This window comes from Roseibium sp. HPY-6 (assembly GCF_040530035.1).
Taxonomy (GTDB): domain Bacteria; phylum Pseudomonadota; class Alphaproteobacteria; order Rhizobiales; family Stappiaceae; genus Roseibium.
Genome location: NZ_JBEWCD010000002.1, coordinates 2,531,810 through 2,555,622 on the forward strand (window position 1 = coordinate 2,531,810; position 23,813 = coordinate 2,555,622).

Here is a 23,813-nt window from a genome sequence, read left to right on the forward strand (position 1 = left end):
TCAATTGTTGTCACTCGTCAGCTGCTCGAGCCCTTGCCGCTCAGCATCGCTGTATTCCGGTTCCTCCGACGGCGCGCTTGCGCTGCCGCCGGTCAAATCGGCATCGCGGATCCGGTCGAGGATCGCCTTTTCAGGGTCTTCCGGCAACACGGCAACCAGCCTTTCGCCGATCGACAGCAGGATGGGCCGTGATTTGGCATCCAAAACCCATTCCGGTTGCTGGTCTGTCTGGACAAACCAGTTGAAGAACATCATGGCGACCACAACCAACAGCAGCCCGCGCACTGCGCCGAATACAAAGCCGAGCGTGCGGTCGAGTGCACCGATCCGGCTGTCCAGAACGAAGTCGGAGATGCGCATCGTGATGTAACTGACGATAACCAGCGTCACGAGGAACACAGCGGCCGCTGAAGCACCGGCCGCAACCAGGTCGTGAGATATGTATTGTTTGGCGTACGGCAAGACCCGCTCGTAGAGCAGAAAAGCTGCTGCCGCCGCAGCCACCCAGGAAACAATCGACAACACTTCCCTGACAAAGCCGCGGATCATAGCGAGCACCGCCGAAATGAACATGATGGCCAAGAGCAGTCCGTCCAGTATGGTTATCGGCATGTTCCTGATTAGTCCCTCTGTCTGGCGCTCACAACGGAGCTGAAATCTCTATTCCGATCCAATGGGCATCTTGCTTCAAGAGGCCCCTGACGCACTAGCCTCGGCAGAGAGTTTGGCGACAAAGTCCCCAAGTTCCGAAAGGCCTGTCGCCCTAAACGATGATGCGGCACCGTCCTTGAGGTTTCCCTCAGGACAAATAGCCTGATCGAAGCCGAGCTTTTCAGCTTCCTTCAGCCTGGACTGGGCCTGAGCCACGGGCCGGATTGCACCCGACAGGCTGACCTCGCCGAAATAGACGCAATTGGCCGGAAGGGCAAGCCCGCTGAGCGATGATATCAAGGCCGCGGCAACGGCAAGATCCGCCCCAGGTTCGTTGATTTTAAGGCCGCCGGCCACATTCAGGTAAACATCATGCTGCGAGAAGCGGACGCCGCAGCGTGCCTCGAGGACCGCCAGGATCATGGAAAGCCGCGCTCCATCCCAACCAATGACCGCTCGCCGTGGTGTGCCGAGTGATGATTGGGCAACGAGTGCCTGAATTTCGATGAGGAGGGGACGCGAGCCTTCCAGCCCTGCGAAAACAGCGGCACCCGGTGTGCTCGTCGTCCGGTCACCCAGAAAAAGGGCTGACGGATTGGAGACTTCGACCAGCCCTTTGCCGGTCATCTCGAACACGCCGATCTCGTCGGTTGCGCCAAACCGGTTTTTCACTGATCGAAGGATCCGGTACTGGTGCGCGCCATCCCCTTCGAAATAGAGCACGGCATCGACCATGTGTTCGACAACACGTGGGCCTGCGATCTGTCCGTCCTTTGTCACGTGCCCGACGAGGACCAGTGTTGTGCCATTCTTTTTGGCGTAACGCACCATGGCCTGGGCGGATGCGCGCACCTGGGTCACTGTACCTGGCGGCGACTCGACCTGATCAGTCCATAGTGTCTGGACGGAATCAAGGATCAGCATCGCTGGCGGTTTGTCCGCTTCGAGCGTTGCAAGGATGTCTTCAACACTCGTTTCGGCGGCAAGCGCTACCTGTGCGTCGGTGAGGCCGAGGCGCTCTGCGCGCAGGCGTACCTGGCCAATTGCTTCTTCCCCGGAAATATAAACTGTCTTGTGGCCAAGGCGTGCAAGCTGAGCGGCGGCCTGGATCAGAAGCGTCGATTTGCCGATACCGGGGTCGCCACCGACAAGCAGAGCGGAGCCGCGGACGAAACCACCTCCCGTCACACGATCCAGTTCCGCGACCTTTGTCAGGATCCGGGGGGCTTCCTTGGATTCACCGGATAGGCCCACCAGAGGCACAACACGGCCCTTGCTCCGCGACGCCCGGCCGGGTCCTCCTCCAACGCCGCCGCCCGTCTGCTCTTCGACGATCGTGTTCCACTCGCCGCAGGATTCGCAACGCCCGACCCATTTGGCAGTGACGGAACCGCATGACTGGCAGACAAATGAAGAGGACCGCCTGGCCATGAATGCTCCTATCAGGTGAGGGGGCCATACACGCGGTGAAAGCGTTGCCCCAGGCTTGTCAGATATTCGTAATCGATGGTCTCGGCATAAGCTGCCAGATCCGCTGCTGCAACATTTGGACCCAGCATTTCCACAAATGCACCGCGTTTGACCAGATGATCGGGAATGTCGGTGACATCCAGGGTGATCATGTCCATCGAAATCCTGCCCAGGATCGGTGCCTTGTGTCCTTCGATCATGGCAAACCCGCCCGGCCTTTCGTCAGTGGAGCCGGCCCGGCGGAGCATGCCGTCGGCATATCCGGCTGCAACCACAGCATTCCTGAGCGTGCGTTTGGCCGTATGCATAGCCCCGTAACCGATCGTGTCGCCTGCAGGGACGTTGCGCACAATCATGATACGTGCCTCGACCTTGGCGACCGGCGTCATGGGGTTAGGCGTATCGTCGATCGCCTGACCGCCATAAAGCGAGATACCCGGGCGCACCAGATCGAAATGATACTCCGGCCCCATGAGAACGCCCGCCGAATTCGCAAGTGAACGCTGGATATGCGCATACGGTGCTGTGATCGTGCGAAAGAGATCGAGCTGGCGCTTGTTCATTGCGTGATCAGGGGTCGAACCGCACGCCAGATGGCTCATAAGCAGTGAAGGTACAAAGGGACCCATCAGATCGGCGTCGCTCAATGTGGCGGAAAACTCATCCGGCGAGAGACCGAGCCGATGTATGCCGGTATCGACATGAACCGCGGCATCAAATGACCGGCCCGCCGACTTGCACAGGTCGATCCAATCGCGGACTTCTTCCAATGATCCCAGAACGGGGCGGATGTCATTTTCCAGATAGTGATCGGACGTCCCCGGCAACAAACCGTTGAGCGCGTAAATGGTCGCATCGGGAAGCGTTTGCCGGAGAGAAATCGCTTCGGTCGGAACAGCGACAAAAAATGTCCGGCATCCTGCGTTGAAGAGGGCCTGGCCCGCCGGAGCCTGTCCCGTGCCGTATGCATCTGCCTTAACGGCTGCGGCGCATTCCGTGTCGCCCGTTAGTTTCCCTTTCAGGAACAGCCAATTCTTTGCAATGGCCTCCACGTCTATGGTCAGCCGGCCGCCATATAAATCGGCGTGAAACGGATCTTCATGAAGGGAAAGCATGGTCCAGGCTGGGCTCCGGCAACGGTATCGTCGAATGAATCGCCGCGCAGTCTAGCCTAGCGCGATTGATCGGTTCTATTTCAATTATGGAAAAGAAATGCGGCGTTTCAGCCCAAGCTGAGGTTTGGGCACTCATCACCCTTTTTGTACGAACACTGCAGGAATGGATCTGTCTAGTCCTGATACAGGAACTCAATTCCCAATTCATCCGTCCGCACCCAGCGGATCTCGCCGTGAAAACGAAGTTTTCTGCTCTCCACTTCAAGAACAATCTTTGCTTTTGCCTTCAAGCCTTTGGTTTTGGTCGCAATTCGACACCCGCCAGCGCTGATATCCTCAACGACACAAGGCTGGTGCTCCTTGTCCAGTTTCAAAATACCTGGCCACTTGCAGCGCTTCCTGGGGAAGATCCTGGCTTCCTCCCGCAATTTTTGCACCGGTGAATTCACGTTGACCCATTTCCAAAAAACATTCGAAACACTTCAAGTCTGATTACCCAGGGTAAATAATGAGGTTTAAAGATGATTTAAAATTGTCAATTTGAACAAGTTCAATTTGATGCAATTTTTCCAAATATCCCTCGCCAGAACCCACTTTGGTTGAGGCAAATTAATCGATTCTGAATTGAGATTCTAGAGAGTTCACCTGTGTTGCCAAGTGATTCCTGAACTGATCATCTTCACTCGTAACGCTCGGGAAGATGATCGTCTTCGGCGAGATCGGAGAACCGGGTAAATTCGCCCTGGAAGTGCAGGTTGGCGGTGCCGGTCGGCCCGTGCCTCTGCTTTGCGATGATCACTTCCGCCTTGCCCCTGGCCGCGTCATGCTTGGCTTCCCAAGCCGCATATTCCGGAGAACCGACTTCTGGTTCGGTTTTGGACAGATAATATTCTTCGCGATAGACGAAAAGGATCACGTCGGCGTCCTGCTCGATCGAACCCGATTCGCGAAGGTCTGACATCATCGGCCGTTTGTCGTCGCGTGATTCGACCTGGCGGGAGAGCTGGGACAACGCAATGATCGGAACGTTCAGTTCCTTCGCCAAAGCCTTCAGGCCGGTTGTGATTTCTGTAATTTCCTGGACCCGGTTGCCCGAATTCTTGGCCGAGCCGGAGAGCAGCTGAATATAGTCCACGACCAGCAGATCAAGGCCGCGCTGCCGTTTCAACCGACGCGCCTTCGCCACCAGAGAGGCAATCGAAATGCCACCGGTCTGGTCCACGTGCAAAGGCACCGTTTGCATTGTCTGCGCACACGCTGCAAGTTTTTCAAATTCCGCTTCTGTTATATCGCCGCGCCGGATTTTCGATGATGAAATCTCCGCCTGCTCGGAAATGATACGCGTTGCCAGCTGCTCTGCTGACATTTCGAGGGAGAAGAACCCGACAACGCCGCCATTGATTGTTTTGAGCGTGCCATCAGGCTGTTCTTCAGATTTGTAGGCCTGCGCGATGTTATAGGCGATGTTGGTCGCAAGGGAGGTTTTTCCCATTGCCGGCCGGCCTGCAAGAACAATTAGGTCGGACTGCTGAAGCCCACCCATGAGCTTGTCGAGTTCCCTGAGACCCGTCGATGTTCCGGAGAGCGCACCTTCGCGGTTATAGGCGGCATGTGCCATTTCGATGGTTTCCGTCAACGCATCACCAAATGACACGAACCCACCCTCACTGCGGCCCGTTTCCGCCAGCTCGAACAGTCTGCGCTCTGCGTCGTCGATCTGCTGCCCGGGCGGGACATCGATGGGAGCGTCGAAGGCGATGTTGACCATGTCCTCGCCGATCCGGATCAGGTTCCGGCGGATGGCAAGGTCGTAGATTGTACGGCCATAGTCCTCAGCATTGATGATGGACGCTGCATCGCCGGCAAGACGCAGAAGAAACTGAGTTGCGGACAGGTCCGCAATTTTTGCGTCAGCGGGATAGAAGGTTTTCAGCGTAATCGGCGAGGCGGTTTTGCCGGCCCGGATGAGGTGGCTGACTTTTTCATAGATGTCGTGGTGGGACGGCACGAAAAAGTGGTGCGGTTCAAGAAAGTCGGAGACCCGGTAGAACGTTTCATTGTTTACGAGGATCGCACCCAGCAACTGTCTTTCAGCCTCCGCGTTATGCGGTGCAAGACGCTGGATGTCTTCTTCCGTTTCGACTTTCTGCAGTGTGCCCTTCATCTCGTCCCCCGATGACCCAAGTTCACCCGGCATACCTTCTGACGGGGACGGTCTCAAGGTTCAAAAAGGCCTCTTAATGTTTCCCACCGCAATGTACAGATCAGCGGGGATAGACTCGAATCCCGCTTGACTCAAAACCTGTTTGAAGACTCAAGGCGCTAGATCTTAGTCATTGAAATCTATTGTCTTTTTTTAAAAGTAAATTGACGGTTAACAATTTGGACTGTTGATTCAAGACGTTGTCATGGACTTTGGATCTGCTGGTTTAGCGTGGTGGGCTGCGCCTTGAAAAGAATTGCTGGCAAAACAAAAAAACGGCGCTGAAACCAGCGCCGTTCATATTGTTGCCGGAATACTGTTCCAGCGGATCAGACGTCTTCTTCGACCGGAGCTTCAGCTTCAGCTTCTGCCTCCGCATCGGAACCGTCGTCGGTTCCTTCCGCGTCTTCTGCTTCTTCGTCTTCTTCAAATTCGAAGACATCCTGTTCCGGCGTGGTCAAATCCTCACCGGCTGCCTGGCGTGCTGCTTCGTCTTCGGAACGAGCGACGTTGACCACGACAGATACTTCGACTTCCGGGTGCAGGCGGATCAGAACCGTGTGCATGCCGATTGTCTTGATCGGAGTGCGCAGTTCGACCTGTCCGCGGGAAACAGTAAATCCGGCTTCCGTCAGGCCTTCTGCAACGTCACGTGTGGAAACGGAACCATAAAGCTGACCGGTTTCACCGGCAGACCGGATCATGACAAGGGCTTCGCCATCCAGTTTGGAAGCGACTGCTTCAGCTTCGCTCTTGCGTTCCAGGTTACGGGCTTCCAGCTGCGCGCGTTCACGCTCGAAGCGCTCAAGGTTTGCCTTGTTTGCACGAAGCGCTTTGCCTTGAGGCAGCAGATAGTTGCGTGCATAGCCGTCGCGAACGCGAACGGTGTCGCCCATCTGGCCGAGCTTGGCGATGCGCTCAAGAAGAATGATTTGCATTTTTGTCTCCTACTGTCCCACCGTCTGGGTGGTTAGAGACCGATTGTCCGCGGTCCCAATACGGATCTCCCGGGCGAACCCGGGAGGGCAGGGTTTCTAATAAGAAGCCTTAGCTGATGACGAACGGCAAAAGGCCGAGCAGGCGGGCGCGTTTGATGGCGCGTGCCAGTTCACGCTGTTTCTTTGCGGAAACGGCGGTGATACGGCTCGGGACGATCTTGCCGCGCTCGGAGATATACCTCTGCAGAAGGCGGATGTCCTTGTAGTCGATCTTCGGAGCATTCGAACCGGAGAACGGGCAGGTTTTCCGGCGACGGAAGAACGGGCGGCGGCTCGGAAGCTGTGCAATATCAACCATTGTCTCTTACTCCTCTTCACCACGGCGCGGGGGACGGCTGCCACCAGAGCGATCACCGCGATCGCCTCTGTCGCCGCGGTCACCACGGCCACCACCACGGCGGTCATCGCGGTCACGCTTCTGCATCATCGCGGAAGGCTCTTCGTCGAGTTCGTCGACGCGGAAGGTCATGTAGCGCAGAACATCTTCGCTCAGACCCATCTGGCGTTCCATTTCGGCAACGGCAGCATGCGGCGCGGTAATGTTCATAAGCGTGTAGTGAGCCTTGCGGTTCTTCTTGATACGGTAGGCAAGAGACCGAAGACCCCAGTTTTCGACTTTGCCTACAGTACCGCCGGCGCCTTCGATGAGGCCCTTGTACTGTTCGACAAGCTGTTCGACCTGCTGGGCCGAAACGTCCTGGCGCGCCAGGAATACGTGCTCATAAAGAGGCATAAAGATAGCCTTTCTTCGTGTTGACAACGCGGGATCGGCGCGGAGCCTCCTCGTAGCCCCGGAAAGGCACGAGAGTTCTAACGAGAGCGGGAACACGGGAAGTCGGATCTTTCAGAAGATCCTGGCAAACGCCCTTCCTTTCAGCCCCCGGCCAAATCCCGGATGAAGCGCGCTCTATACTCCGTTTTGGGGGAAATGCAAGCTCAAAGCGCAAAGGGCAATCTCCAACGGCGACAAATCGTCAGAAATTGTCCTGATCCACCGAACGCGCTAGAGCTTGCGCGGCGAGCCCAAAGCCACATCCTACGGAGGGAGGATGCCGGTTCCAATCGAGCTTTACCTTTGACTCAACTGTGTGCTTGCTTCCAGCGACGATGGCCCACCGCGCCTGCCAGAGCCGCCATCAATAGCAATCCGCTGGCAGGAAGCGGGACAGGTGTGAGCGGGACGGGCGTGAACCTGAGGCCGAAATCGCCTTCTCCAGAACCCGAAGGAACACTTTCGTCCCTCAAAATGCCTTCCGCATCTCCAGTGTCGGGGAATATGAAGAAATGCAAGACACAGCAGCCGCTTACGAGATCGTTGAGATTGTCACTACGGGAGACAAAATCAACAAACGTGATTTCTCCGTTTTTGACGTCCCAAATGCTTATAAAGGGAAATGAGTAGCTGTTAATCCCGAAGTTGTCGCTGTTGGTGAGGACTTCCACGCTGGTCTGGCTCGACCGGCCCTCGGTCAATCCCCGAACGATGCCGGTTACAGTGCCGCCGCCATGTACGTCCTTGTTAACGAAAGAAAATTCGAAATCATACGTAACCGCATGGGCTGGGTTTGTCATCGCGACTGCCACAATCGCGAAAACAGCTGCGGATAGAAATCTTCGAATTGCGTGTATCATACAGATTGCCCCAAATTACATTGTCAATTTTAGCGTGAAATTAATTTTATGCGAGTGGTGAGTCAATTGGAAAAACCAAAGGTTGAGCTGCTCGGTCAGGGCGGCGCGAATTTGATTTGTTGGAGAAACTTTACGGAAGAGGCGAGCGCATGGTCCTTCTGCTGATCGCCGATTGGTCTTTAAAATCGGGAGATTCGGCAAAAAGAGTTCGATTCACGGCTTGGAGTGGTTTCTAGGCCTTGACAGCGCGGGCAAGAGCGTATCATAGGCTCGCGCCAAGTTCGCAGTTGGCGCTATCGGGCCGACATTTCGCTTTCTTCCAAAAGCTGATGGTTTGCTTCTTGTACTGAAGCCGGCCCCACGCACGTTTTATGGAGGCGTTCCCAAATGACCATAGCATTCACGTTTCCCGGCCAGGGCAGCCAGACTGTCGGAATGGGCAAAGGTCTCGCCGATGCCTTTCCGGAAGCAAAAGCCGTTTTTGAAGAAGTTGACGAAGCGCTCGGCCAAAAGCTCTCCGAGGTAATGTGGGACGGCCCTGAAGAGGTCTTGACCCTGACCGCAAATGCACAGCCGGCGTTGATGGCCGTCAGCCTTGCCACGATGCGCGTGCTTGAGGCAAAGGGGCTCGATCTGAAATCGGCAGTCGCCTATGTGGCCGGGCACTCGCTGGGAGAATACTCAGCGCTTGCCGCGGCGGGGAGCCTGGATGTCGCAACGACAGCGCGGCTGCTGCGCGTGCGCGGTGACGCGATGCAAAACGCCGTCCCGGTGGGCGCAGGCGCAATGGCGGCTCTGCTGGGTCTGGATTTCGATGTTGCTGCCGAAGTTGCACAGGAGGCTGCACAAGGCGAGGTCTGCCAGGCAGCCAATGACAACGCGCCCGGACAGGTCGTGGTGTCGGGACACTTGGCTGCAGTCGAACGTGCAGTGGAAATTGCCAAGGCAAAAGGGGCTCGCCGCGCCGTAATGCTGCCGGTGAGTGCACCGTTCCATTGCGCGCTGATGGCACCTGCCGCCGACGCGATGTCAAAGGCGCTCGCCAACGCAGACATAAAATCGCCTGCTGTACCGCTTGTTGCCAATGTACTGGCAGCGCCTATCACAGACCCGGGAGAGATCCGGTCCAAGCTCGTAGAGCAGGTCACCGGAACAGTCCGTTGGCGCGAAAGCGTCAGCTGGCTTGCTGGCAATGGCGTTGACACCTTTGTAGAAGTGGGCACAGGCAAGGTACTTACCGGAATGGTCAGACGCATCCACAAGGAAGCGACGGGTCTTGTCGTTAACACCCCGGAAGACATCGACGCGCTTATGGAAAAGATTGTCGGCTGACGCTCGGACGAACAACCAAAAACAAGCCCTTGTCGGGCAGCAATTGATCAGGGAAGGACCCCAGATGTTCAGCTTGGATGGGAAAAACGCGCTCGTTACCGGTGCAACAGGCGGTATCGGCGAGGCGATTGCCCGCGCCCTGCATGCACAGGGAGCTACCGTTTCCCTTTCAGGAACACGCGCGGAGAAACTGGAAGCGCTTGCTGCAGACCTCGGTGAACGTGCATTTGTGACGCCCGCGAACCTATCGGATCGCGAGGCGGTGGACGCCTTGTTGCCGTCTGCCGAGGAAAAAATGGGCTCCGTCGACATTCTCGTGAACAATGCGGGCATCACGCGCGACAATATCTTTATGCGCATGAAGGACGATGAGTGGGACCAGGTCCTGGAAGTCAATCTGAGTTCCGGATTTCGCCTGTGCCGCGCGGCGATCAAGGGCATGATGAAACGCCGCTCGGGCCGCATCATCGGTATCACTTCCGTTGTCGGGGTGACCGGCAATCCGGGTCAGGTCAATTACGCCGCGGCGAAGGCCGGCATGATCGGTATGTACAAGTCGCTCGCACGTGAAGTGGCCAGCAGAAACATCACCGTCAATACGATTGCACCAGGCTTTATCGAAACGGCAATGACCGATGCGCTCAACGAAAAGCAAAAGGAATCAATTTTGACGAGCGTTCCGGCAGGCCGTTTGGGCACGTCGGAGGAGATTGCCTCCGCCGCACTCTATCTTGCCAGCAACGAAGCGGCTTATATCACTGGCCAGACGCTCCACGTCAACGGCGGCATGGCCATGATTTAAAAGGAAGTTTTGCCGAGTAGGCAAAAAAAATCCGGGCCGTTTGCAAGCGGTCGGGACTGGCTGGTAATGGTCAACAAAGTGTGTTACCAACCCGCCGATTGTAAAGAATTGCGTCGCTAAGACCGGTGATCCGGTACTGTGGCGCACCGACATCTTCAACACCGCGAGTTGGCGCCGCCGCGTTATGGTCGGGCAGGGGCAGTTTCGCGATAGACGAATAGACGAAAAATAAGGAAGTAAAAGATGAGCGATATCGCGGATCGGGTGAAAAAAATCGTTGTCGAACACCTTGGTGTCGATGCCGAGAAGGTTGTGGAAGGCGCAAGCTTCATCGACGATCTGGGCGCTGACAGTCTCGACACCGTTGAGTTGGTCATGGCATTTGAAGAAGAATTCGGCGTCGAAATTCCGGACACTGCAGCAGAGACTATCCTTACCGTCGGCGATGCCGTCAAGTTTCTGGAAGCAAACAAGTAAGGGTAAGCCCTGCTTGAATTCTGACAAATGACCGGGCCGGCGGGGATTGCCCCGCCAGGCCCTTCAAACGTAAGTGCAGGTGTATGAGGCGAGTTGTCGTAACTGGGTTGGGCATGGTGTCGCCGCTGGGCGGTAACGTCGATGTCACTTGGAAGAAGATCCTCGAAGGCAAAAGCGGGGCCAATAAGGTCACGAATTTCAAGGTTGATGATCTGGCTTGCCAGATTGCCTGCCAGATACCGCGCGATGCGGGCGAGGAAGGGGCGTTCAATCCGGATGACTGGATGGATGTCAAGGAACAGCGCAAGGTCGACGACTTTATTGTCTACGCCATGGCCGCTGCCGATCAGGCAATGGCTGACTCCGGCTTTAAGGCCGAAACTTACGAGCAACAGGCGCGTTCGGGTGTACTGATCGGATCCGGCATCGGTGGTCTTCAGGGCATCGAGCAAGGAGCGCACCTGCTGGCCGAAAAGGGGCCCAGGCGCGTCAGCCCGTTCTTCATCCCAGGCCGGCTGATCAATCTTGCCGGTGGTTACGTCTCCATTCGTCACGGTCTCAAAGGCCCGAACCATGCGGTCGTGACCGCGTGTTCGACAGGTGCGCACGCAATCGGGGACGCGTCCCGTCTGATTGCCTTCGGCGATGCTGACGTCATGGTCGCCGGCGGCGCTGAATCTCCGGTGTGCCGTCTTGCCATCGCAGGGTTTGCAGCTTGCCGCGCATTGTCCACAGGCTTCAACGACGCGCCTGAAAAAGGCTCACGCCCTTATGACATTGCCCGTGACGGGTTCGTCATGGGTGAAGGCGCAGGTGTCGTGGTTCTGGAAGAGTACGAGCACGCCGTGCAACGCGGTGCCAGGATCTACGCCGAAGTGATCGGATACGGACTTTCAGGAGATGCCTATCACATCACGGCACCGTCGTCAGATGGTGACGGTGCGTATAGGTGTATGGAAGCGGCTCTGAAACGCGCCAATATCACGCCCGCCGAGATCGACTACGTCAACGCGCACGGAACGTCGACACCGCTGGGTGACGAAATCGAACTTGGCGCCGTCGCCAGATTGGCCGGTGAGCATGCGGCGAACCTGACCATGTCTTCGACAAAGTCTTCTATTGGCCATCTCTTGGGCGCAGCGGGAGCCGTGGAGGCAATTTTCTCCGTCCTTGCCATTCGGGACAGCATGGCGCCACCGACCATCAATCTGGACAATCCGTCCGTTGAGACCGAGATCGACCTGGTTCCGCACAAACCGAAAGCACTGGACGTGAATGTGGCCTTGTCGAACTCGTTTGGCTTCGGCGGCACAAATGCATCTCTCGTTTTCCGTAAAGTTGCCGCATAGCCCTTTCAAATTCTCTCGAGCCGGCCTGATTCTTGACTCCCGGCTTGAGACATTGATTTTGAAAAATGGTCCGCTTGAGCCCATGTCAAGTTTCCGGGCTCAATCTTGGAGGTGTGACCCGATATGCGCATAAAGCCGAAAAGCCCGCGTGAAGCTCTGCAACCCGAGCCGGCACCGGCACCACCGCAGCGCTCCAGGCATGTGCGCAATCCCCTTGTGATTTTGAGCAATCTGATCATCACACTTGCTGTGTTTGGCCTCGCCGCAGTTGGCGGCGCGCTCTATTTCGGCAAACAGAAATTCGAAGAGCCCGGTCCTTTGACAGAGGAAGCGACGGTCGTGATCGCGTCCGGATCAGGCCTTTCAGGCATTACGAACAGGCTCGCCGGAAGAGGCGTGATCAACGACAGCATGTTTGACGAATGGGTCTTCAATTTGGGGATCCGCTTCTACAAAAATGCGACGGACCTGAAAGCGGGTGAATACGCTTTCGCACCGGGCGTCTCCATGCAAGAGATCATGAAAGACCTCGTTGAGGGCAACGCGGTCACGCATTCCGTAACCATTCCGGAAGGATGGACCACGGCACAAATCATTGCCCGTGTGCGGGAGCATCCAATACTTGTCGGTGAAATCACAGAGGTGCCGGAAGAAGGCGACCTGCTGCCGCAAACATACACCTTTGCACGTGGAACGAGCCGCCAGGACGTTCTTGAGCAGATGAAAAAGGCGCAGGAACGCCTGCTGGCTGAGATCTGGGAAAGACGGACTGACGATCTTCCGGTGGCAACGCCGGAAGAACTGGTCGTATTGGCATCCATCGTTGAAAAGGAAACAGCGCTCGCTGATGAACGCCCTCGCGTTGCAGGTGTTTTCGTCAACCGGCTGAACAAGAGCATGCGCCTGCAGTCTGACCCGACCATCCTCTATGGTCTCTATGGCGGTGAAGCTTGGTTGAAAGACCGCTCCGGCATCAAGCAGTCCGAAATAAATGCTGAAAACAAATACAACACCTATCAGATAGATGGGCTGCCTCCCGGACCGATCGGTAATCCCGGACGGGCCGCCATGGAGGCGGTCGCCAATCCGTCGCGAACACAGGATCTCTTCTTTGTTGCGGACGGGACCGGTGGTCACGTATTTGCCGAAACATACGAACAGCATCAGGAAAACGTTCGCAAATGGCGCCAGATCGAACGCCAGCGTAGGCAGGCTGAACAACAGCAACAGCAGGAAACGCAACCGGCGACATCCAATTGACGGGCGTCAGACACAACAAAGCCGATAAACCCGAAAGAGGGACGGCCCGGTAAACTTCCGGAGGGGCACATGGCACTTGCCAGCATGACAGGGTTTGCGCGGTCCCTCGGGGAAAGCGGACCGGTTCGATGGACCTGGGAATTGAGGTCGGTCAATGGGAAGTCTCTCGACCTGCGCATCCGCATTCCCACTGGTCTTGAAACGCTAGAACCGCAGATCAGAGAGCGCTGCGGCAAGGTTCTAAGGCGCGGCAATGTGACGATCGGTCTTGCGATGCAACGAGACCAATCCGAACAGCAGCTTCAAGTGAATGAATCGGCCCTGGACGCAGTACTGTCCACGATCGAACTTCTCAAGCAAAGGGTTCCGGACCTTGCGCCGCCCTCGCTGGATGGCATCCTGTCGCAAAAGGGTGTCTTCGAACTCAAGGAGCCGGACGACGATGAAGAGTTCCAGGCTGCGCTCCACGCCGCGCTGCTCACCACACTGGACGCCGCGCTCATCGATCTGGTCGACATGCGTCACACGGAAGGCCAGGCCATAAGTGACGTCGTCGGCGGGCAGATTGACAAGATTGCTGCCTTGACCGAGGCCGCAGAAAATCTACCCGCGCGTTTGCCCGAGGCGATCAAGGCGCGGTTGAAAAAGCAGGTCAGTGATCTTCTGGACGTTACGGACGGACAGCTTGATCCACAACGGCTGCACCAAGAGGCCGTTATTCTGGCGACAAAGGCCGACATTCGCGAGGAACTGGACCGGTTGCATGCACATGTTGCGGCGGTAAGGGACCTGATGAATAGCGGCGGTGCAATCGGGCGCCGGCTTGATTTCCTGGCGCAGGAATTCAACAGGGAAGCCAACACGCTGTGTTCGAAGTCAAATGACGTGGAACTGACGGCAATTGGACTGGACTTGAAGGCCGTTATCGATCAAATGCGAGAGCAGATACAGAACCTGGAGTAAATCTGATGTCCGATGCACCAGTCAGAACCACTGTCAGCGCGGATCAGGCGGATCAGCAGCGCCGGGGTCTGATGCTGGTGCTTTCGTCTCCTTCCGGTGCTGGAAAGTCGACGATTGCCCGCCTGCTTCTGGACAAGGAAGACAATCTCGAGCTTTCGATCTCCGTTACAACGCGGCCGCGACGATCCAGCGAAGTCGATGGCGTTCATTACCATTTTCTGGATCCCAAACGTTTCGAGCAGATGCGTGAGCACGACGAACTTCTCGAATGGGCGGAAGTTCACGGAAACTACTACGCAACCCCGAGGGGGCCGGTCGAGAATGCGATTGAGAATGGCCGCGACATCCTTTTCGATATCGATATCCAGGGCACGTTCCAGCTTTATGAGAAGATGCGTTCCGACGTGGTCTCGGTGTTCATCCTGCCGCCTTCAATCGCGGAAATGAAATCGCGCCTGTTTCGGCGCGCGGAAGATGCCGACGAAATCATTGCCAAACGCATGAAGACAGCAGTCGGCGAAATGCGGCATTGGTCCGAATATGATTATGTCGTAGTCAACGACGATCTGGAGCGCGCATACGAAAACGTTCGCGCGATCTTGAAAGCCGAACGCCTGAAGCAATTCCGGTCGCCAAAAATCGGACCTCTTATCCAGGGCATGGTTGACGATTTGGAAAACGAGCTGGACGAAAAGAACTGATCGAGCGGTTTTTGCGTGCGAGAGATAATTGTTGTTTTACAATGTCTTCAAACCCGCATCCGTCAATTCATAGCGAGACCTGAACATCCCGACGAGCCGCCGCTTCAGTTCCGAAAGCTGCGGATGGAGCCTGAGCCTTTCGTGAAAGCTCAACCAGGACGTATTTTGGGAAAGCGGTTCGTTTGAAAGGCGCACCAGACCTTCATGTTCTCCAATCCAGTCGGGCAAAACACCCATCGCCTCACCTGACTTCAAAAGGTTCAACAGGGCGACAGAACTGTTGACTGAAAACCGGCAGTCTATTCCGTTCAGGATGTGTTTGAGAACCTGTGCAGACTTCAGTCGCGCCCGTGCACCGCAATAGCCTGCCCACGATTGAGTGGCCCATGTACCGGGATTACGAGCCTCAGGATGCATGCGCAGATACCGGTCGGAGGCGTAAACGAAGAAATTTCTGTTACCCAGTTTTTGCGCGATCAAGTGCGAGTGACTGGGCTGGCGGTTGCCGATGGCGATATCCGCGGCGTTCCTGCTGAGGTCCCAAAATGCATCATCGGCGAAAAGCTCGATCCTCAGGCCCGTCAGGTCCGCGAGGAGCTCATCGGTTCTCCCGGACAAGAAGTGGAGTCCCCATTCGCCGAGCGTAATTGTGCATACCTGGAGAGGTGCTGCCGTCTTTTCAAGTTCGACAGATCGCCTGAAATTCGAAGCGCTGCGCGCCAAAGACTGAGCCTCTGCAACAAGACGCTTGCCCTGGTCGGTGAGCTCGAACCCGGTCTGACGCCGGTCGAAAAGGCGCAGCTCCAGTTGTTGCTCGAGTCGCGATATCTGCCTGCCCAGAGTCGGTTGGGAGACGTCGAGTTCCCGGGCCGCACCGCTCAGGCTTCCATGCTCCACAACACACAAAAAGGCGCGAATTGCATTCCAGTCAAAGTTATTCATTTTTGAATGATATCATTCAATATAATTCAGTTACATGTCGAAAATGCGCTGTCATTTTCCTTGGCGAGTTACCAGGGAGATCATTTTGTTGCGCAGTTGGATCAAACACTTGTTCCGAGGGCGAGCACGCGTACCACCGGCGGCTCTCTATCTCTCAAGCGACGAGAGGCATTTGCCGAATTGGCTTCGTCGGGATCTTGTTCCGGACGAAGCACGCAATGCCGGGGAGCAGTTTCAGCACAGGGCGAAAGAACCTGGCGGCGCTGCAGACTTAAGCAACCTTGAAAGCGTTCGCGAGCGCAGCGAATCCGGCAATGTCTATTTCTTCCGCGCGCGACGTCGGTTCTAGGCCGGCTTGGCGGATCAGGTCTTCGGCGTTGCTCGTGAGGGACTTCAGACTTGCGCGCAGCATCTTGCGCCGTTGGCCGAATGCGGCGGCCGTCACTTTTTCAAGTGAGGCAAGATCACAGGGCACGGGCGTATCGTTGGGGGTCAGGTGCACGACGGCGGATGTCACTTTTGGGGGCGGCGTAAACGCTTTCGGGCTGATATCAAACAGGATACCCCCTTTGCAGCGCCAACCTGCAAGCACGCCAAGACGCCCGTAGGCTTTTGAACCGGGGACTGCTGTGATCCGCTCGCCGACTTCCTTCTGAAACATGAGCGTCAGTGAAGACCAAAATGGTGGCCAGTCCGGCGTGGTAATCCAGTTGAGGAGCAACTGGGTTCCAACATTATAGGGAAGGTTCGCCGCAATCCGGACCTTGTCGCCGCCGGTGAGAACCACCGGATCCAGTTGCAGTGCATCTCCTTCGATCACGTCCAGCCGCCCCGGATAATGCTCTGAAATTTCTGCAAGCGCGGGGAGACAGCGGCTGTCCTTTTCAATTGCAACCACTTTCTTGGCACCTGCGGCAAGCAAGGCACGGGTCAGCCCGCCCGGGCCGGGGCCGATTTCCAGGACCGTGCAGTCCCTGAGGTCTCCGGCAGAACGGGCGATCCGTGACGTTAGGTTCAAATCCAGCAGAAAATTCTGTCCGAGCGACTTTTTCGCATTCAGGCCATGTGTGGAAATGACATCGCGAAGCGGGGGGAGGTCGTCAATCTGAGCCATTAGAGCGTTTCTGGATTCGCGAGCGCGTGTGCCAGACGCAGTGATGCAGTGAAACTGTCGATGCGCGCCTTGCCGGTGCCTGCAAGGCCATAGGCCGTTCCGTGATCGGGAGATGTTCTGACAAACGGGAGCCCGAGCGTGACGTTGACACTGTCGTCGAAACCGATTGTTTTGGCGGGTACAAGAACCTGATCGTGATACATGCCGATTGCACAATCATAAGTCTGCCGCGCAGGCGGATGGAAAAGTGTGTCTGCCGGGTGAGGGCCGGTTGCGTCAATTCCGAAGGATCGGAGTTTTTGGATTGCCGGCGCAATTATGTCCCTGTCTTCGCTCCCCATTGCTCCGTTTTCACCTGCATGCGGGTTGAGCCCGCAAACCGCAATCCTCGGCTGCGCGTATCCGAAGCGTGTCTTGAGATCATGTGCCGCTATTTGAACGGTTTCAACGATAAGGTCTTCGCTCAGACTATCCGGCACATCTTTAAGCGGGATGTGAATTGTTACGGGGATCACCATCAGGTCGGGACCGGCGATCATCATGATGGGCTTCGCAGGCTTGTCTGGCCAGTGTTGAGCCGCAAGCGCCCCCAGGAACTCTGTGTGGCCTGGAAACGAAAAGCCGGTCTTGTAGAGTGCCGCCTTGTTGATCGGGTTGGTTACAAGACTTGACGCTATCCCGTCTTTGACATCCTCAACACACTGCTCGATGGACGAGACAACGCTACCGGCTGTATCTTCCTGCTCGATCGCTGGTTTGTCGGAAAGCTGGGACCCCGTCTGAACCACGGGCAGGGACTTGCGAAACACAGACGGGGCTTCTTCCGGCGCACAGACCTCGAGCGGGACCTTGCGCCCGATGGTTTTCGCCCGCTGCCGCAGAAGCGACACGTCGGCTCGAATGTAAAACGGCGGCAGCTTGAGCGGTTTTCTGTCGGCCCAGGCAAGCAATGCGAGTTCCGGACCGATCCCGGCAGGTTCTCCCATACTTACCGCGACTGGCTTTTTTTTGGCGTCCATCCGTATCAGCGGTGGATGATCGTTGCTCGGCGACGAACATCCATGAGATACCTGCGGGACTGGCTTTCGCCTTCCTTCGCGCGCAGTTCATTCTCCAGTTCCGCACGTACGGCGATGTCCGAGGCGATCTCCCGTTTTCCGCAAATCGCAATCATCTCGAACCCGACAGGTGTCGCCGACGGTTTGGTCAGGCTGCCGGGTGACAAGGAGTTGATCTCTTCGCGCACATTTTCCGGAAGCTCCGTTTCCAGACGGCGACCGATCGGCTGCACCACAACTTCACTGTACTGGCCCAATATCGTTCCGGCATCATCACAACTGTTGAAAGCGGAGCGGATCTTGTTGCTCTCTTGCCTGCGCTTTGATTTGAAGCCGCCGGAAGAGTTTTTCGGAACAACCACGATCACGCGTTTGAGATCATATTCGACCGATTTTTGCCGCTCTGCTTCATCTTTTTTCTGAAGCGCGGCGATGATGTCGGACTCGTCAACTTCGATCTGACCCCTGAACCGTCTTTGCAGCAGCTGGTTCCAGGCAAGCTGCGCTTTCAGCCTGGCTTTCAGGGTCTCTGGCTTGACGCCGCCACTGCGCAACGCTTTCGAAAGCTGGGAAGGGGACATTTTCACGTTGCGGGCGATGTTGTTAAACGCGTTGTCGACCTGGGACGGGGCGATGTCGATCCCCATCCTGTCTGCCTCGGCAAGCTTCACCTGGTCGTCGATCAGTTCCTGCTCAGCCTGCCGTCTGGCAACTGATGCAGGTTTTCGCTGTGTGAGCGTGATCAGGCGCGCTCGCTGGTTAATGTCGTAGTCCGTGATTGGAACGTCATTGACGGTAACCTTGATGGCCGCATGAGAAGGTGTCGTTACCGGCGCGGCAAACGCCAGAACCAGGCCCAAAATTAACGGGACGAAACGCAGTCGCATTGTTCAACCATCCGTGCTGGCGAGAAGCCAAACCGAAGTTAGTGTTCTTGTGGTACGCTTTCTCGCATATCGCGATCACAAATTCAAAATATTACCGGCATGATGCTCAAATTGATGGCAGTAAAATGTCTCACGAAACATTGTGTACACATAATATCGTGAACGGCCTGTTTGAATTCTGGCAATCGAGAGCCGGAAACTTCTATCAGTTCAAAGCGCCACTAGATACTTGCGTGTTCCCGATGGTTCTCAGACCAATGCGGAAATAAAGCGTTCGGTTTACCGTGTCACCATCATTTCGGGAGCGGTCTTCGGCGAAGGAAACCGAAAGCGAAAACCCTTCGTCATCGTAGCCGATGCCCAACCCATCCTGAACGATATTCGAGTTCTCGATATCATAACGCATGGACCCGAATACGCGCCAGTTTTCCTGGAGCCGCAGGCTCGCCGCTCCGAGAATTTCTTCCCGCGGATCATCAATGCCGACATCGGGCTGCTCACCAAGAAAAGCATAAGCAAGCGAAGAAACAACGGGACCGTAAATCGCACTGGCTTGCGCCTGAAGGCGATTGACGGAGAAATCGTCCTTGTCAAAGCGTGCCTGAGCTCCGACTTTCACCCCATATTGCGTATCCAGGTAAAGACTGCCGACATAGTCCGACAGATCTGATGCCAGCCCCGAATCTTCGGTGGCACCAAGGATGTCAGGGACTGCGTAAGAGTTTTCACCCGCCAGTTGATAGGAGCGGCCAAAAAGTCCGCTCAAATAATAGCCGCTGTTAAGCTGGAGCTTGTAATTCAGTCCGACGTTGAGGCGCGTTCCACCCTCTGCGCGGTCGAAACCCGAAAACTTGTCGTAGTCGAAAAGTGTTGTCGTATCAAATACGATGCTCTGCGCATCATCGTTCGGCAATTCACCAATCCGTTGTTCATTCGGCCGGGCGACAATCTGGGCGATCGGCTCAAAAACCTGGTTACCTCCCTGGAATGTCGCAATGATTGGATAGCGATACTCAAGGCCGACGGCAGGCATGGCACGCCCGACGAAACTTTCGCCGGCAAGAGCGGTAACATCAGCGTCGGGCGATGCCAGGAAGAATAGGTCGCCGCGCATATAGGCAAAGGGCGTAAACGTCTGACCTAATGGGTCAATGAATGTGCGCCGCCAGTCCCCTTGCATGGACAGACGCGAGAAAGTTCCATCAACACCGCGGAACCTGGGGGTCGTCCCGCCGTCAATTGAAAACGCATCGGTTTCGTCACGGGTCAACGACGTGAAATTCGCAGCCAGAGCGAGCTCGCCTGCCAGAATGGGGTCGGAAAAGACATAGTCATAGTCGATGACCGGAAGAACGAGCGGCTGTTTGTCTTGTAGGGAGCTTCCGACCGGCGAGAATCCGTCTGCGTCGAAGTCGCTGTTTTCGAAGTCTTCCTGCGAGATCTGGAACGCATAGGCCCTGACGGACAGCAGGTTGCGCTCGTTTCTGCCTTCAAAGTAGATCTGGGACGGGTCACCACCACCAAAACTCGCCATGGAATAGTCCTGGAAGAATTGACGGTCACTCTTGTAGGTGACGTTCCATCCCAGGGTCCAGTCTTTGCTCAGGCGGAAGGACGCGGTTGAATTGACGGCGCCGCGCCACCGTTCGTCGGCCCTGGATGTCGTAAACTGGCTTGGCTGCGACTGGAAAAGACCTGCGGCGGAAAAGCTTACCTGTCCGGCTCTAAACCTTTGTCGATACTGCACGTCACCGAAGAGCCCCTGCTTTGTGAGAGGCGTCAAGGTGGTTGTCAGATCGTAATGGGGGCTCAGCGCCCAATAATATGGAACAGTTACGCCATAACCCAGCTTGTCATCCACGATGCCGCTCGGGATCAGAAAACCCGATTTTCGCTTCACGGACGGATCCGGCATCGAAAGATAAGGCAAATAGGCTATCGGCTTGCCATACACCTCGAAAGCAGCGTTTTCGAAGCGGATAATCTTTTCCTGCTGCTTGTGGATGATCTTTTCGGCGCGAACGCGCCATAGCGGCGGCTTGTCCGGCGGGTTGGTTGGCTTGGTGTAGACCGTATAGACACCATTCTCGATGGTGGTGACGTTGCTGCCCTCGCGCCGCGCCTTTTCGGCAAGGAAGCGCGTGCGCTTCGTCGTGTCGATCTGCAACGCGTTCGCAAACCCGTCAGCGAAGTCTTCCGAAAGCGTGAGTTCGGACGTGCGAACGACGTTCCCGTTGGATTCAATAAAAATCACGTTGCCGCTTGCGGTCAGCTGACCGGTTTTCCGGTCGAAAACGATTTTGTGGGCCTGTACGGTGTTGCCGTCGTAATAGACTTGAACGCTGCCTGTCGCGACGATGACGTCATTGTCGAAGTCGTACGTAATTTCGCTCGATTCGAGCAGGAGTTCCTGGTTTTGATCAACTTCGCCTGCAAAGCCGCTGGTAAGGTCCTGAGCAGCCGCACGGGAGGCGACGCCGTGCACAAGGGCTACCGCCATGGCGAACGTGCTCGCCGCCGCCAGCAAGCTGCCCCGCTTAACCCACATCTCTGTCTTCAGGAATGGCGGCAAAGACATCGGTCTCATCCGTCCTCCTGATGCAAGAGAATAGTCAACCCCATTAGTACTCCAAACACTCCCGGCGCCCACGCAGCCACAAGGGGAGGCACGATCCCGGCCCCCCCGAAATCTTTGGCCAGCTCGGTGAGAACGTAAAGCACGAACCCGGACAGGATTCCACCCAGAATCATGCTTCCGAGTCCACCAAATCTCGATACTTTAAGGGAAACTGCCGCTGCAATCAAAATCATAGCGACCAAAAGAAGCGGTCTGGCCAGCAGCGTCTGGTACTGCAAATTGTACCTATAGGCTGGTAAACCAGCGTTTCTCGCAAGCTCGATGAAGCGTGGCAGGTTCCAGAAAGAGATCGATTCAGGTGATCCGATGCTCTCCCGCACTTCAGTAGCGGTCAAGAAAGTACTGACCTGATATTGTCCATAAGGTTGTGGATCTTGTTCCGTTGTGTACACGATCGCATCTGACAGATACCAGATCTCGTCTCCGAGACGGGCTTGTTCAGCTTCGATCCGCTCGCGAAATGTGCCGTCTTTGTCGAAAGTGAAGACAGTCACACCGAGAAGTCTGGTTCCGCCATCCAGTAATTGCCTGGCAAGAAGAACGGATTCGCCGTCAAGTCCGTCCTGCCGGACCCACACTTCGTTGGTGTTTTGCAGCAGGAAGGTCTGATCGGAGCCGAACAGGCCTGTTGCGACCTCGTCCGACTTTTGCTGAAACCAGACTGCAGCCGGATTGTAAACAGTAATGGAAAAGATCCCGAGGAGGGTGCCGACCACGACGGCGGGCATCGAAAACTGCCAGACAGAAATCCCTGATGCCCGGGTGACGACCAGCTCCAGGGCACGGCTTAGCGTGACGAAAGCGGCGATCGAGCCAAACAGCACCGTAAAGGGAATGACCTGTTCAAGCAGTAACGGGACACGCAGCAGCGATATCAGGGCGACCCTGAGGACTGAAAAGCCTTCGCGATCACCACCTCGTCTGACGAGTTCCAAGACGTCGAACAGGAACATCAGAACGGCTGCAAACAGGAAAAGGCCAAGGATTGCCTTCAAAAACCTGTTTGACAGATAGATTGCCAGCGTTCTGCCAAGGATCATGAAGCGCCCCCGGCCTGCCGGCTGTTCAACCGGTTTACGACGGCTTCAATCCGGTCATTCACACCATGCTGCAACTTGCCGAGCCAGCGCGGCTGCGCGCGTTCTTCTTTGAAAATTGCAAAGATGGCGAGTGCCGAACCGGCAATGGGAACCAGATAAAGCAGTCCGAGCAAGAGGGGCGAAACGCCGGATATGGCGGTAACACCGAAACCGGACGTGCGCAGGATAACACAGCACGCAATGGCCCCAACGATCGCCGCACCGCGGCCTTGACGCGTTGTTCGGGCTTTGCCGAGGAATGCAAACACAATCAGGCCGAACGCGATCGCGTAGAGAGGCTGACTGAAGCGTTCGTGCAGCTCTTTCGCCAGCTTGTCCGGGTGTTTCAAAGCGTAGGCATCGTTCCGCCCCGGTGCCATCAGATTGGCAGTCGTGCGTTCGCTGGCCTTGAATACCGGTTCACCGGCCTCCGGGATCAGATTTGAAAGGTCGAATGCATAAGACTGAAAGCGGACGATGGAAATATCGCCTTGCTGTTTCGGACGGCGCTGGATTGTGCCGTTTTGCATGACCAGAAGCGTGCGATCCGAAGCTTCGATGATCTGGCCGGTGTCGGCCTGATAGGTGAAGGCGGTTTCAGCGTCACGCGTATCGTGCAACAGAAGACCGTCCAGCGTGCCGTTGCCTGAGCGATTGCGGATATGAAAGGTGAGACCACTTTCAACCGAGATAAACTTGCCCGGCTTCACGATGTTGGCAACTAGGTCCGCCCTGACACGCGTGATCTCCGTTCTCAACTGGGCAAGTCCAGTCGGAGCGACATAAAGAGACAAGCTTGCGATCAGCATCATGACAGCAAGCGAAAACAGCATCACGGGCTTGAGGACCAGGAACCGAGATCCGCCGCTTGCGTCGATGACAATGAGTTCGCTGTCTCCGGAAAGGGCATTCAAGACAAGGATCAGGGCAAGCATGAGTGCGAACGGCGCGACAATCATGATCAGGAATGGGAGCGCCAGCATGGTTATGCCGATGAACTGAACGATCGTCTGCCCCTTGGACGTTACAAGATCCAGCTGCCTGAGCGCCTGAGTCGCCCACACAACTCCGGTCATCGCTGCAATCGTTAAGGTGAAAGCATAAAATGTCCGGCGGATTATGTACCGTTCAAGCGTATTCAT

The 23,813-nt window shown here is 56.1% G+C and carries 23 protein-coding genes; 7 read left to right on the plus strand and 16 right to left on the minus strand.

Going from position 1 to position 23,813, the window contains the following annotated elements:
• The 9 genes from ABVF61_RS22735 to ABVF61_RS22775 all read right to left on the minus strand — a co-directional run bounded on the left by ABVF61_RS22735 (nt 1) and on the right by ABVF61_RS22775 (nt 8,009).
• On the minus strand, nt 1-612 hold the full coding sequence (locus ABVF61_RS22735) for a CvpA family protein (protein ID WP_353995808.1): 612 nt from the start codon (nt 610-612) through the stop codon (nt 1-3).
• Between the two features lie 75 nt (nt 613-687).
• Nucleotides 688-2,082 carry a DNA repair protein RadA gene (gene radA, locus ABVF61_RS22740; RefSeq protein ID WP_353995809.1) on the minus strand — a complete coding sequence of 465 codons (1,395 nt, stop codon included), beginning with the start codon at nt 2,080-2,082 and terminating at the stop codon, nt 688-690.
• An 11-nt stretch (nt 2,083-2,093) separates the two neighbouring features.
• Complete coding sequence (gene alr / locus ABVF61_RS22745) at nt 2,094-3,236, minus strand: alanine racemase (RefSeq protein WP_353995810.1); 1,143 nt, start codon at nt 3,234-3,236, stop codon at nt 2,094-2,096.
• A 173-nt stretch (nt 3,237-3,409) separates the two neighbouring features.
• A complete protein-coding gene (locus tag ABVF61_RS22750; RefSeq protein WP_353995811.1) occupies nt 3,410-3,685 on the minus strand; it encodes a PilZ domain-containing protein in 276 nt (91 codons plus the stop codon).
• Between the two features lie 230 nt (nt 3,686-3,915).
• Entirely contained in the window at nt 3,916-5,400 is a 1,485-nt protein-coding gene (locus ABVF61_RS22755) for a replicative DNA helicase (RefSeq protein ID WP_353995812.1), read from the minus strand.
• A gap of 368 nt (nt 5,401-5,768) precedes the next feature.
• Nucleotides 5,769-6,377 (minus strand): 50S ribosomal protein L9, encoded by a 609-nt coding sequence (rplI, locus tag ABVF61_RS22760; protein WP_353995813.1) that lies wholly within the window; start codon nt 6,375-6,377, stop codon nt 5,769-5,771.
• A gap of 109 nt (nt 6,378-6,486) precedes the next feature.
• A complete protein-coding gene (rpsR, locus tag ABVF61_RS22765; RefSeq protein WP_029066450.1) occupies nt 6,487-6,735 on the minus strand; it encodes a 30S ribosomal protein S18 in 249 nt (82 codons plus the stop codon).
• 6 nt (nt 6,736-6,741) lie between these two features.
• Nucleotides 6,742-7,170 (minus strand): 30S ribosomal protein S6, encoded by a 429-nt coding sequence (rpsF, locus tag ABVF61_RS22770; protein ID WP_353995814.1) that lies wholly within the window; start codon nt 7,168-7,170, stop codon nt 6,742-6,744.
• Nucleotides 7,171-7,517: 347 nt separating this feature from the next.
• Nucleotides 7,518-8,009: a VPLPA-CTERM sorting domain-containing protein gene (locus tag ABVF61_RS22775; protein WP_353995815.1), complete on the minus strand. Its 492-nt coding sequence runs from the start codon at nt 8,007-8,009 to the stop codon at nt 7,518-7,520.
• Between the two features lie 447 nt (nt 8,010-8,456).
• Between ABVF61_RS22775 and fabD the strand changes: the two genes are divergently transcribed.
• The 7 genes from fabD to gmk all read left to right on the plus strand — a co-directional run bounded on the left by fabD (nt 8,457) and on the right by gmk (nt 14,953).
• On the plus strand, nt 8,457-9,401 hold the full coding sequence (gene fabD / locus ABVF61_RS22780) for an ACP S-malonyltransferase (protein WP_353995816.1): 945 nt from the start codon (nt 8,457-8,459) through the stop codon (nt 9,399-9,401).
• Between the two features lie 64 nt (nt 9,402-9,465).
• On the plus strand, nt 9,466-10,203 hold the full coding sequence (gene fabG / locus ABVF61_RS22785; RefSeq protein ID WP_353995817.1) for a 3-oxoacyl-ACP reductase FabG: 738 nt from the start codon (nt 9,466-9,468) through the stop codon (nt 10,201-10,203).
• 243 nt (nt 10,204-10,446) lie between these two features.
• Entirely contained in the window at nt 10,447-10,680 is a 234-nt protein-coding gene (locus ABVF61_RS22790) for an acyl carrier protein (RefSeq protein ID WP_008194310.1), read from the plus strand.
• Between the two features lie 83 nt (nt 10,681-10,763).
• Nucleotides 10,764-12,029 (plus strand): beta-ketoacyl-ACP synthase II, encoded by a 1,266-nt coding sequence (gene fabF / locus ABVF61_RS22795; RefSeq protein ID WP_353995818.1) that lies wholly within the window; start codon nt 10,764-10,766, stop codon nt 12,027-12,029.
• A gap of 123 nt (nt 12,030-12,152) precedes the next feature.
• Nucleotides 12,153-13,289, plus strand: a complete 1,137-nt coding sequence (mltG, locus tag ABVF61_RS22800; RefSeq protein ID WP_353995819.1) for an endolytic transglycosylase MltG — start codon at nt 12,153-12,155, stop codon at nt 13,287-13,289.
• Between the two features lie 69 nt (nt 13,290-13,358).
• Nucleotides 13,359-14,252 carry a YicC/YloC family endoribonuclease gene (locus tag ABVF61_RS22805; RefSeq protein WP_353995820.1) on the plus strand — a complete coding sequence of 298 codons (894 nt, stop codon included), beginning with the start codon at nt 13,359-13,361 and terminating at the stop codon, nt 14,250-14,252.
• Between the two features lie 5 nt (nt 14,253-14,257).
• Nucleotides 14,258-14,953 (plus strand): guanylate kinase, encoded by a 696-nt coding sequence (gene gmk / locus ABVF61_RS22810; RefSeq protein ID WP_353995821.1) that lies wholly within the window; start codon nt 14,258-14,260, stop codon nt 14,951-14,953.
• A gap of 36 nt (nt 14,954-14,989) precedes the next feature.
• On the opposite strand, the gene ABVF61_RS22815 is transcribed toward gmk, so the two are convergent.
• The 7 genes from ABVF61_RS22815 to lptF all read right to left on the minus strand — a co-directional run bounded on the left by ABVF61_RS22815 (nt 14,990) and on the right by lptF (nt 23,813).
• Nucleotides 14,990-15,895: a LysR family transcriptional regulator gene (locus ABVF61_RS22815; RefSeq protein WP_353995822.1), complete on the minus strand. Its 906-nt coding sequence runs from the start codon at nt 15,893-15,895 to the stop codon at nt 14,990-14,992.
• 271 nt (nt 15,896-16,166) lie between these two features.
• The gene (rsmA, locus tag ABVF61_RS22820) at nt 16,167-17,009 is read right to left on the minus strand and encodes a 16S rRNA (adenine(1518)-N(6)/adenine(1519)-N(6))-dimethyltransferase RsmA (RefSeq protein ID WP_353995823.1); all 843 of its coding nucleotides are present in this window, start codon (nt 17,007-17,009) and stop codon (nt 16,167-16,169) included.
• Nucleotides 17,009-18,028 (minus strand): 4-hydroxythreonine-4-phosphate dehydrogenase PdxA, encoded by a 1,020-nt coding sequence (gene pdxA, locus ABVF61_RS22825; protein WP_353995824.1) that lies wholly within the window; start codon nt 18,026-18,028, stop codon nt 17,009-17,011. Before pdxA ends, rsmA begins: the two co-directional genes overlap by 1 nt.
• Nucleotides 18,029-18,033: 5 nt before the next feature.
• On the minus strand, nt 18,034-18,954 hold the full coding sequence (locus ABVF61_RS22830; protein ID WP_353995825.1) for a SurA N-terminal domain-containing protein: 921 nt from the start codon (nt 18,952-18,954) through the stop codon (nt 18,034-18,036).
• Between the two features lie 205 nt (nt 18,955-19,159).
• On the minus strand, nt 19,160-21,541 hold the full coding sequence (locus ABVF61_RS22835; RefSeq protein ID WP_353995826.1) for an LPS-assembly protein LptD: 2,382 nt from the start codon (nt 21,539-21,541) through the stop codon (nt 19,160-19,162).
• Nucleotides 21,538-22,632: an LPS export ABC transporter permease LptG gene (gene lptG / locus ABVF61_RS22840; RefSeq protein ID WP_353995827.1), complete on the minus strand. Its 1,095-nt coding sequence runs from the start codon at nt 22,630-22,632 to the stop codon at nt 21,538-21,540. The genes ABVF61_RS22835 and lptG overlap by 4 nt, the downstream gene beginning before the upstream one ends.
• On the minus strand, nt 22,629-23,813 hold the full coding sequence (lptF, locus tag ABVF61_RS22845) for an LPS export ABC transporter permease LptF (protein ID WP_353995828.1): 1,185 nt from the start codon (nt 23,811-23,813) through the stop codon (nt 22,629-22,631). The genes lptG and lptF overlap by 4 nt, the downstream gene beginning before the upstream one ends.

Excerpts from the sequence above, each read along its gene's own strand:
- ABVF61_RS22735 (WP_353995808.1), bottom strand. The coding sequence starts at position 612 with ATGCCGATAACCATACTGGACGGACTGCTCTTGGCCATCATGTTCATT.
- radA (WP_353995809.1), bottom strand. The coding sequence starts at position 2,082 with ATGGCCAGGCGGTCCTCTTCATTTGTCTGCCAGTCATGCGGTTCCGTC.
- alr (WP_353995810.1), bottom strand. The coding sequence starts at position 3,236 with ATGCTTTCCCTTCATGAAGATCCGTTTCACGCCGATTTATATGGCGGC.
- ABVF61_RS22755 (WP_353995812.1), bottom strand. The coding sequence starts at position 5,400 with ATGAAGGGCACACTGCAGAAAGTCGAAACGGAAGAAGACATCCAGCGT.
- rplI (WP_353995813.1), bottom strand. The coding sequence starts at position 6,377 with ATGCAAATCATTCTTCTTGAGCGCATCGCCAAGCTCGGCCAGATGGGC.
- rpsR (WP_029066450.1), bottom strand. The coding sequence starts at position 6,735 with ATGGTTGATATTGCACAGCTTCCGAGCCGCCGCCCGTTCTTCCGTCGC.
- rpsF (WP_353995814.1), bottom strand. The coding sequence starts at position 7,170 with ATGCCTCTTTATGAGCACGTATTCCTGGCGCGCCAGGACGTTTCGGCC.
- ABVF61_RS22775 (WP_353995815.1), bottom strand. The coding sequence starts at position 8,009 with ATGACAAACCCAGCCCATGCGGTTACGTATGATTTCGAATTTTCTTTC.
- fabD (WP_353995816.1), top strand. The coding sequence starts at position 8,457 with ATGACCATAGCATTCACGTTTCCCGGCCAGGGCAGCCAGACTGTCGGA.
- fabG (WP_353995817.1), top strand. The coding sequence starts at position 9,466 with ATGTTCAGCTTGGATGGGAAAAACGCGCTCGTTACCGGTGCAACAGGC.
- ABVF61_RS22790 (WP_008194310.1), top strand. The coding sequence starts at position 10,447 with ATGAGCGATATCGCGGATCGGGTGAAAAAAATCGTTGTCGAACACCTT.
- fabF (WP_353995818.1), top strand. The coding sequence starts at position 10,764 with ATGAGGCGAGTTGTCGTAACTGGGTTGGGCATGGTGTCGCCGCTGGGC.
- mltG (WP_353995819.1), top strand. The coding sequence starts at position 12,153 with ATGCGCATAAAGCCGAAAAGCCCGCGTGAAGCTCTGCAACCCGAGCCG.
- ABVF61_RS22805 (WP_353995820.1), top strand. The coding sequence starts at position 13,359 with ATGGCACTTGCCAGCATGACAGGGTTTGCGCGGTCCCTCGGGGAAAGC.
- gmk (WP_353995821.1), top strand. The coding sequence starts at position 14,258 with ATGTCCGATGCACCAGTCAGAACCACTGTCAGCGCGGATCAGGCGGAT.
- ABVF61_RS22815 (WP_353995822.1), bottom strand. The coding sequence starts at position 15,895 with ATGAATAACTTTGACTGGAATGCAATTCGCGCCTTTTTGTGTGTTGTG.
- rsmA (WP_353995823.1), bottom strand. The coding sequence starts at position 17,009 with ATGGCTCAGATTGACGACCTCCCCCCGCTTCGCGATGTCATTTCCACA.
- pdxA (WP_353995824.1), bottom strand. The coding sequence starts at position 18,028 with ATGGACGCCAAAAAAAAGCCAGTCGCGGTAAGTATGGGAGAACCTGCC.
- ABVF61_RS22830 (WP_353995825.1), bottom strand. The coding sequence starts at position 18,954 with ATGCGACTGCGTTTCGTCCCGTTAATTTTGGGCCTGGTTCTGGCGTTT.
- ABVF61_RS22835 (WP_353995826.1), bottom strand. The coding sequence starts at position 21,541 with ATGAGACCGATGTCTTTGCCGCCATTCCTGAAGACAGAGATGTGGGTT.
- lptG (WP_353995827.1), bottom strand. The coding sequence starts at position 22,632 with ATGATCCTTGGCAGAACGCTGGCAATCTATCTGTCAAACAGGTTTTTG.
- lptF (WP_353995828.1), bottom strand. The coding sequence starts at position 23,813 with ATGAATACGCTTGAACGGTACATAATCCGCCGGACATTTTATGCTTTC.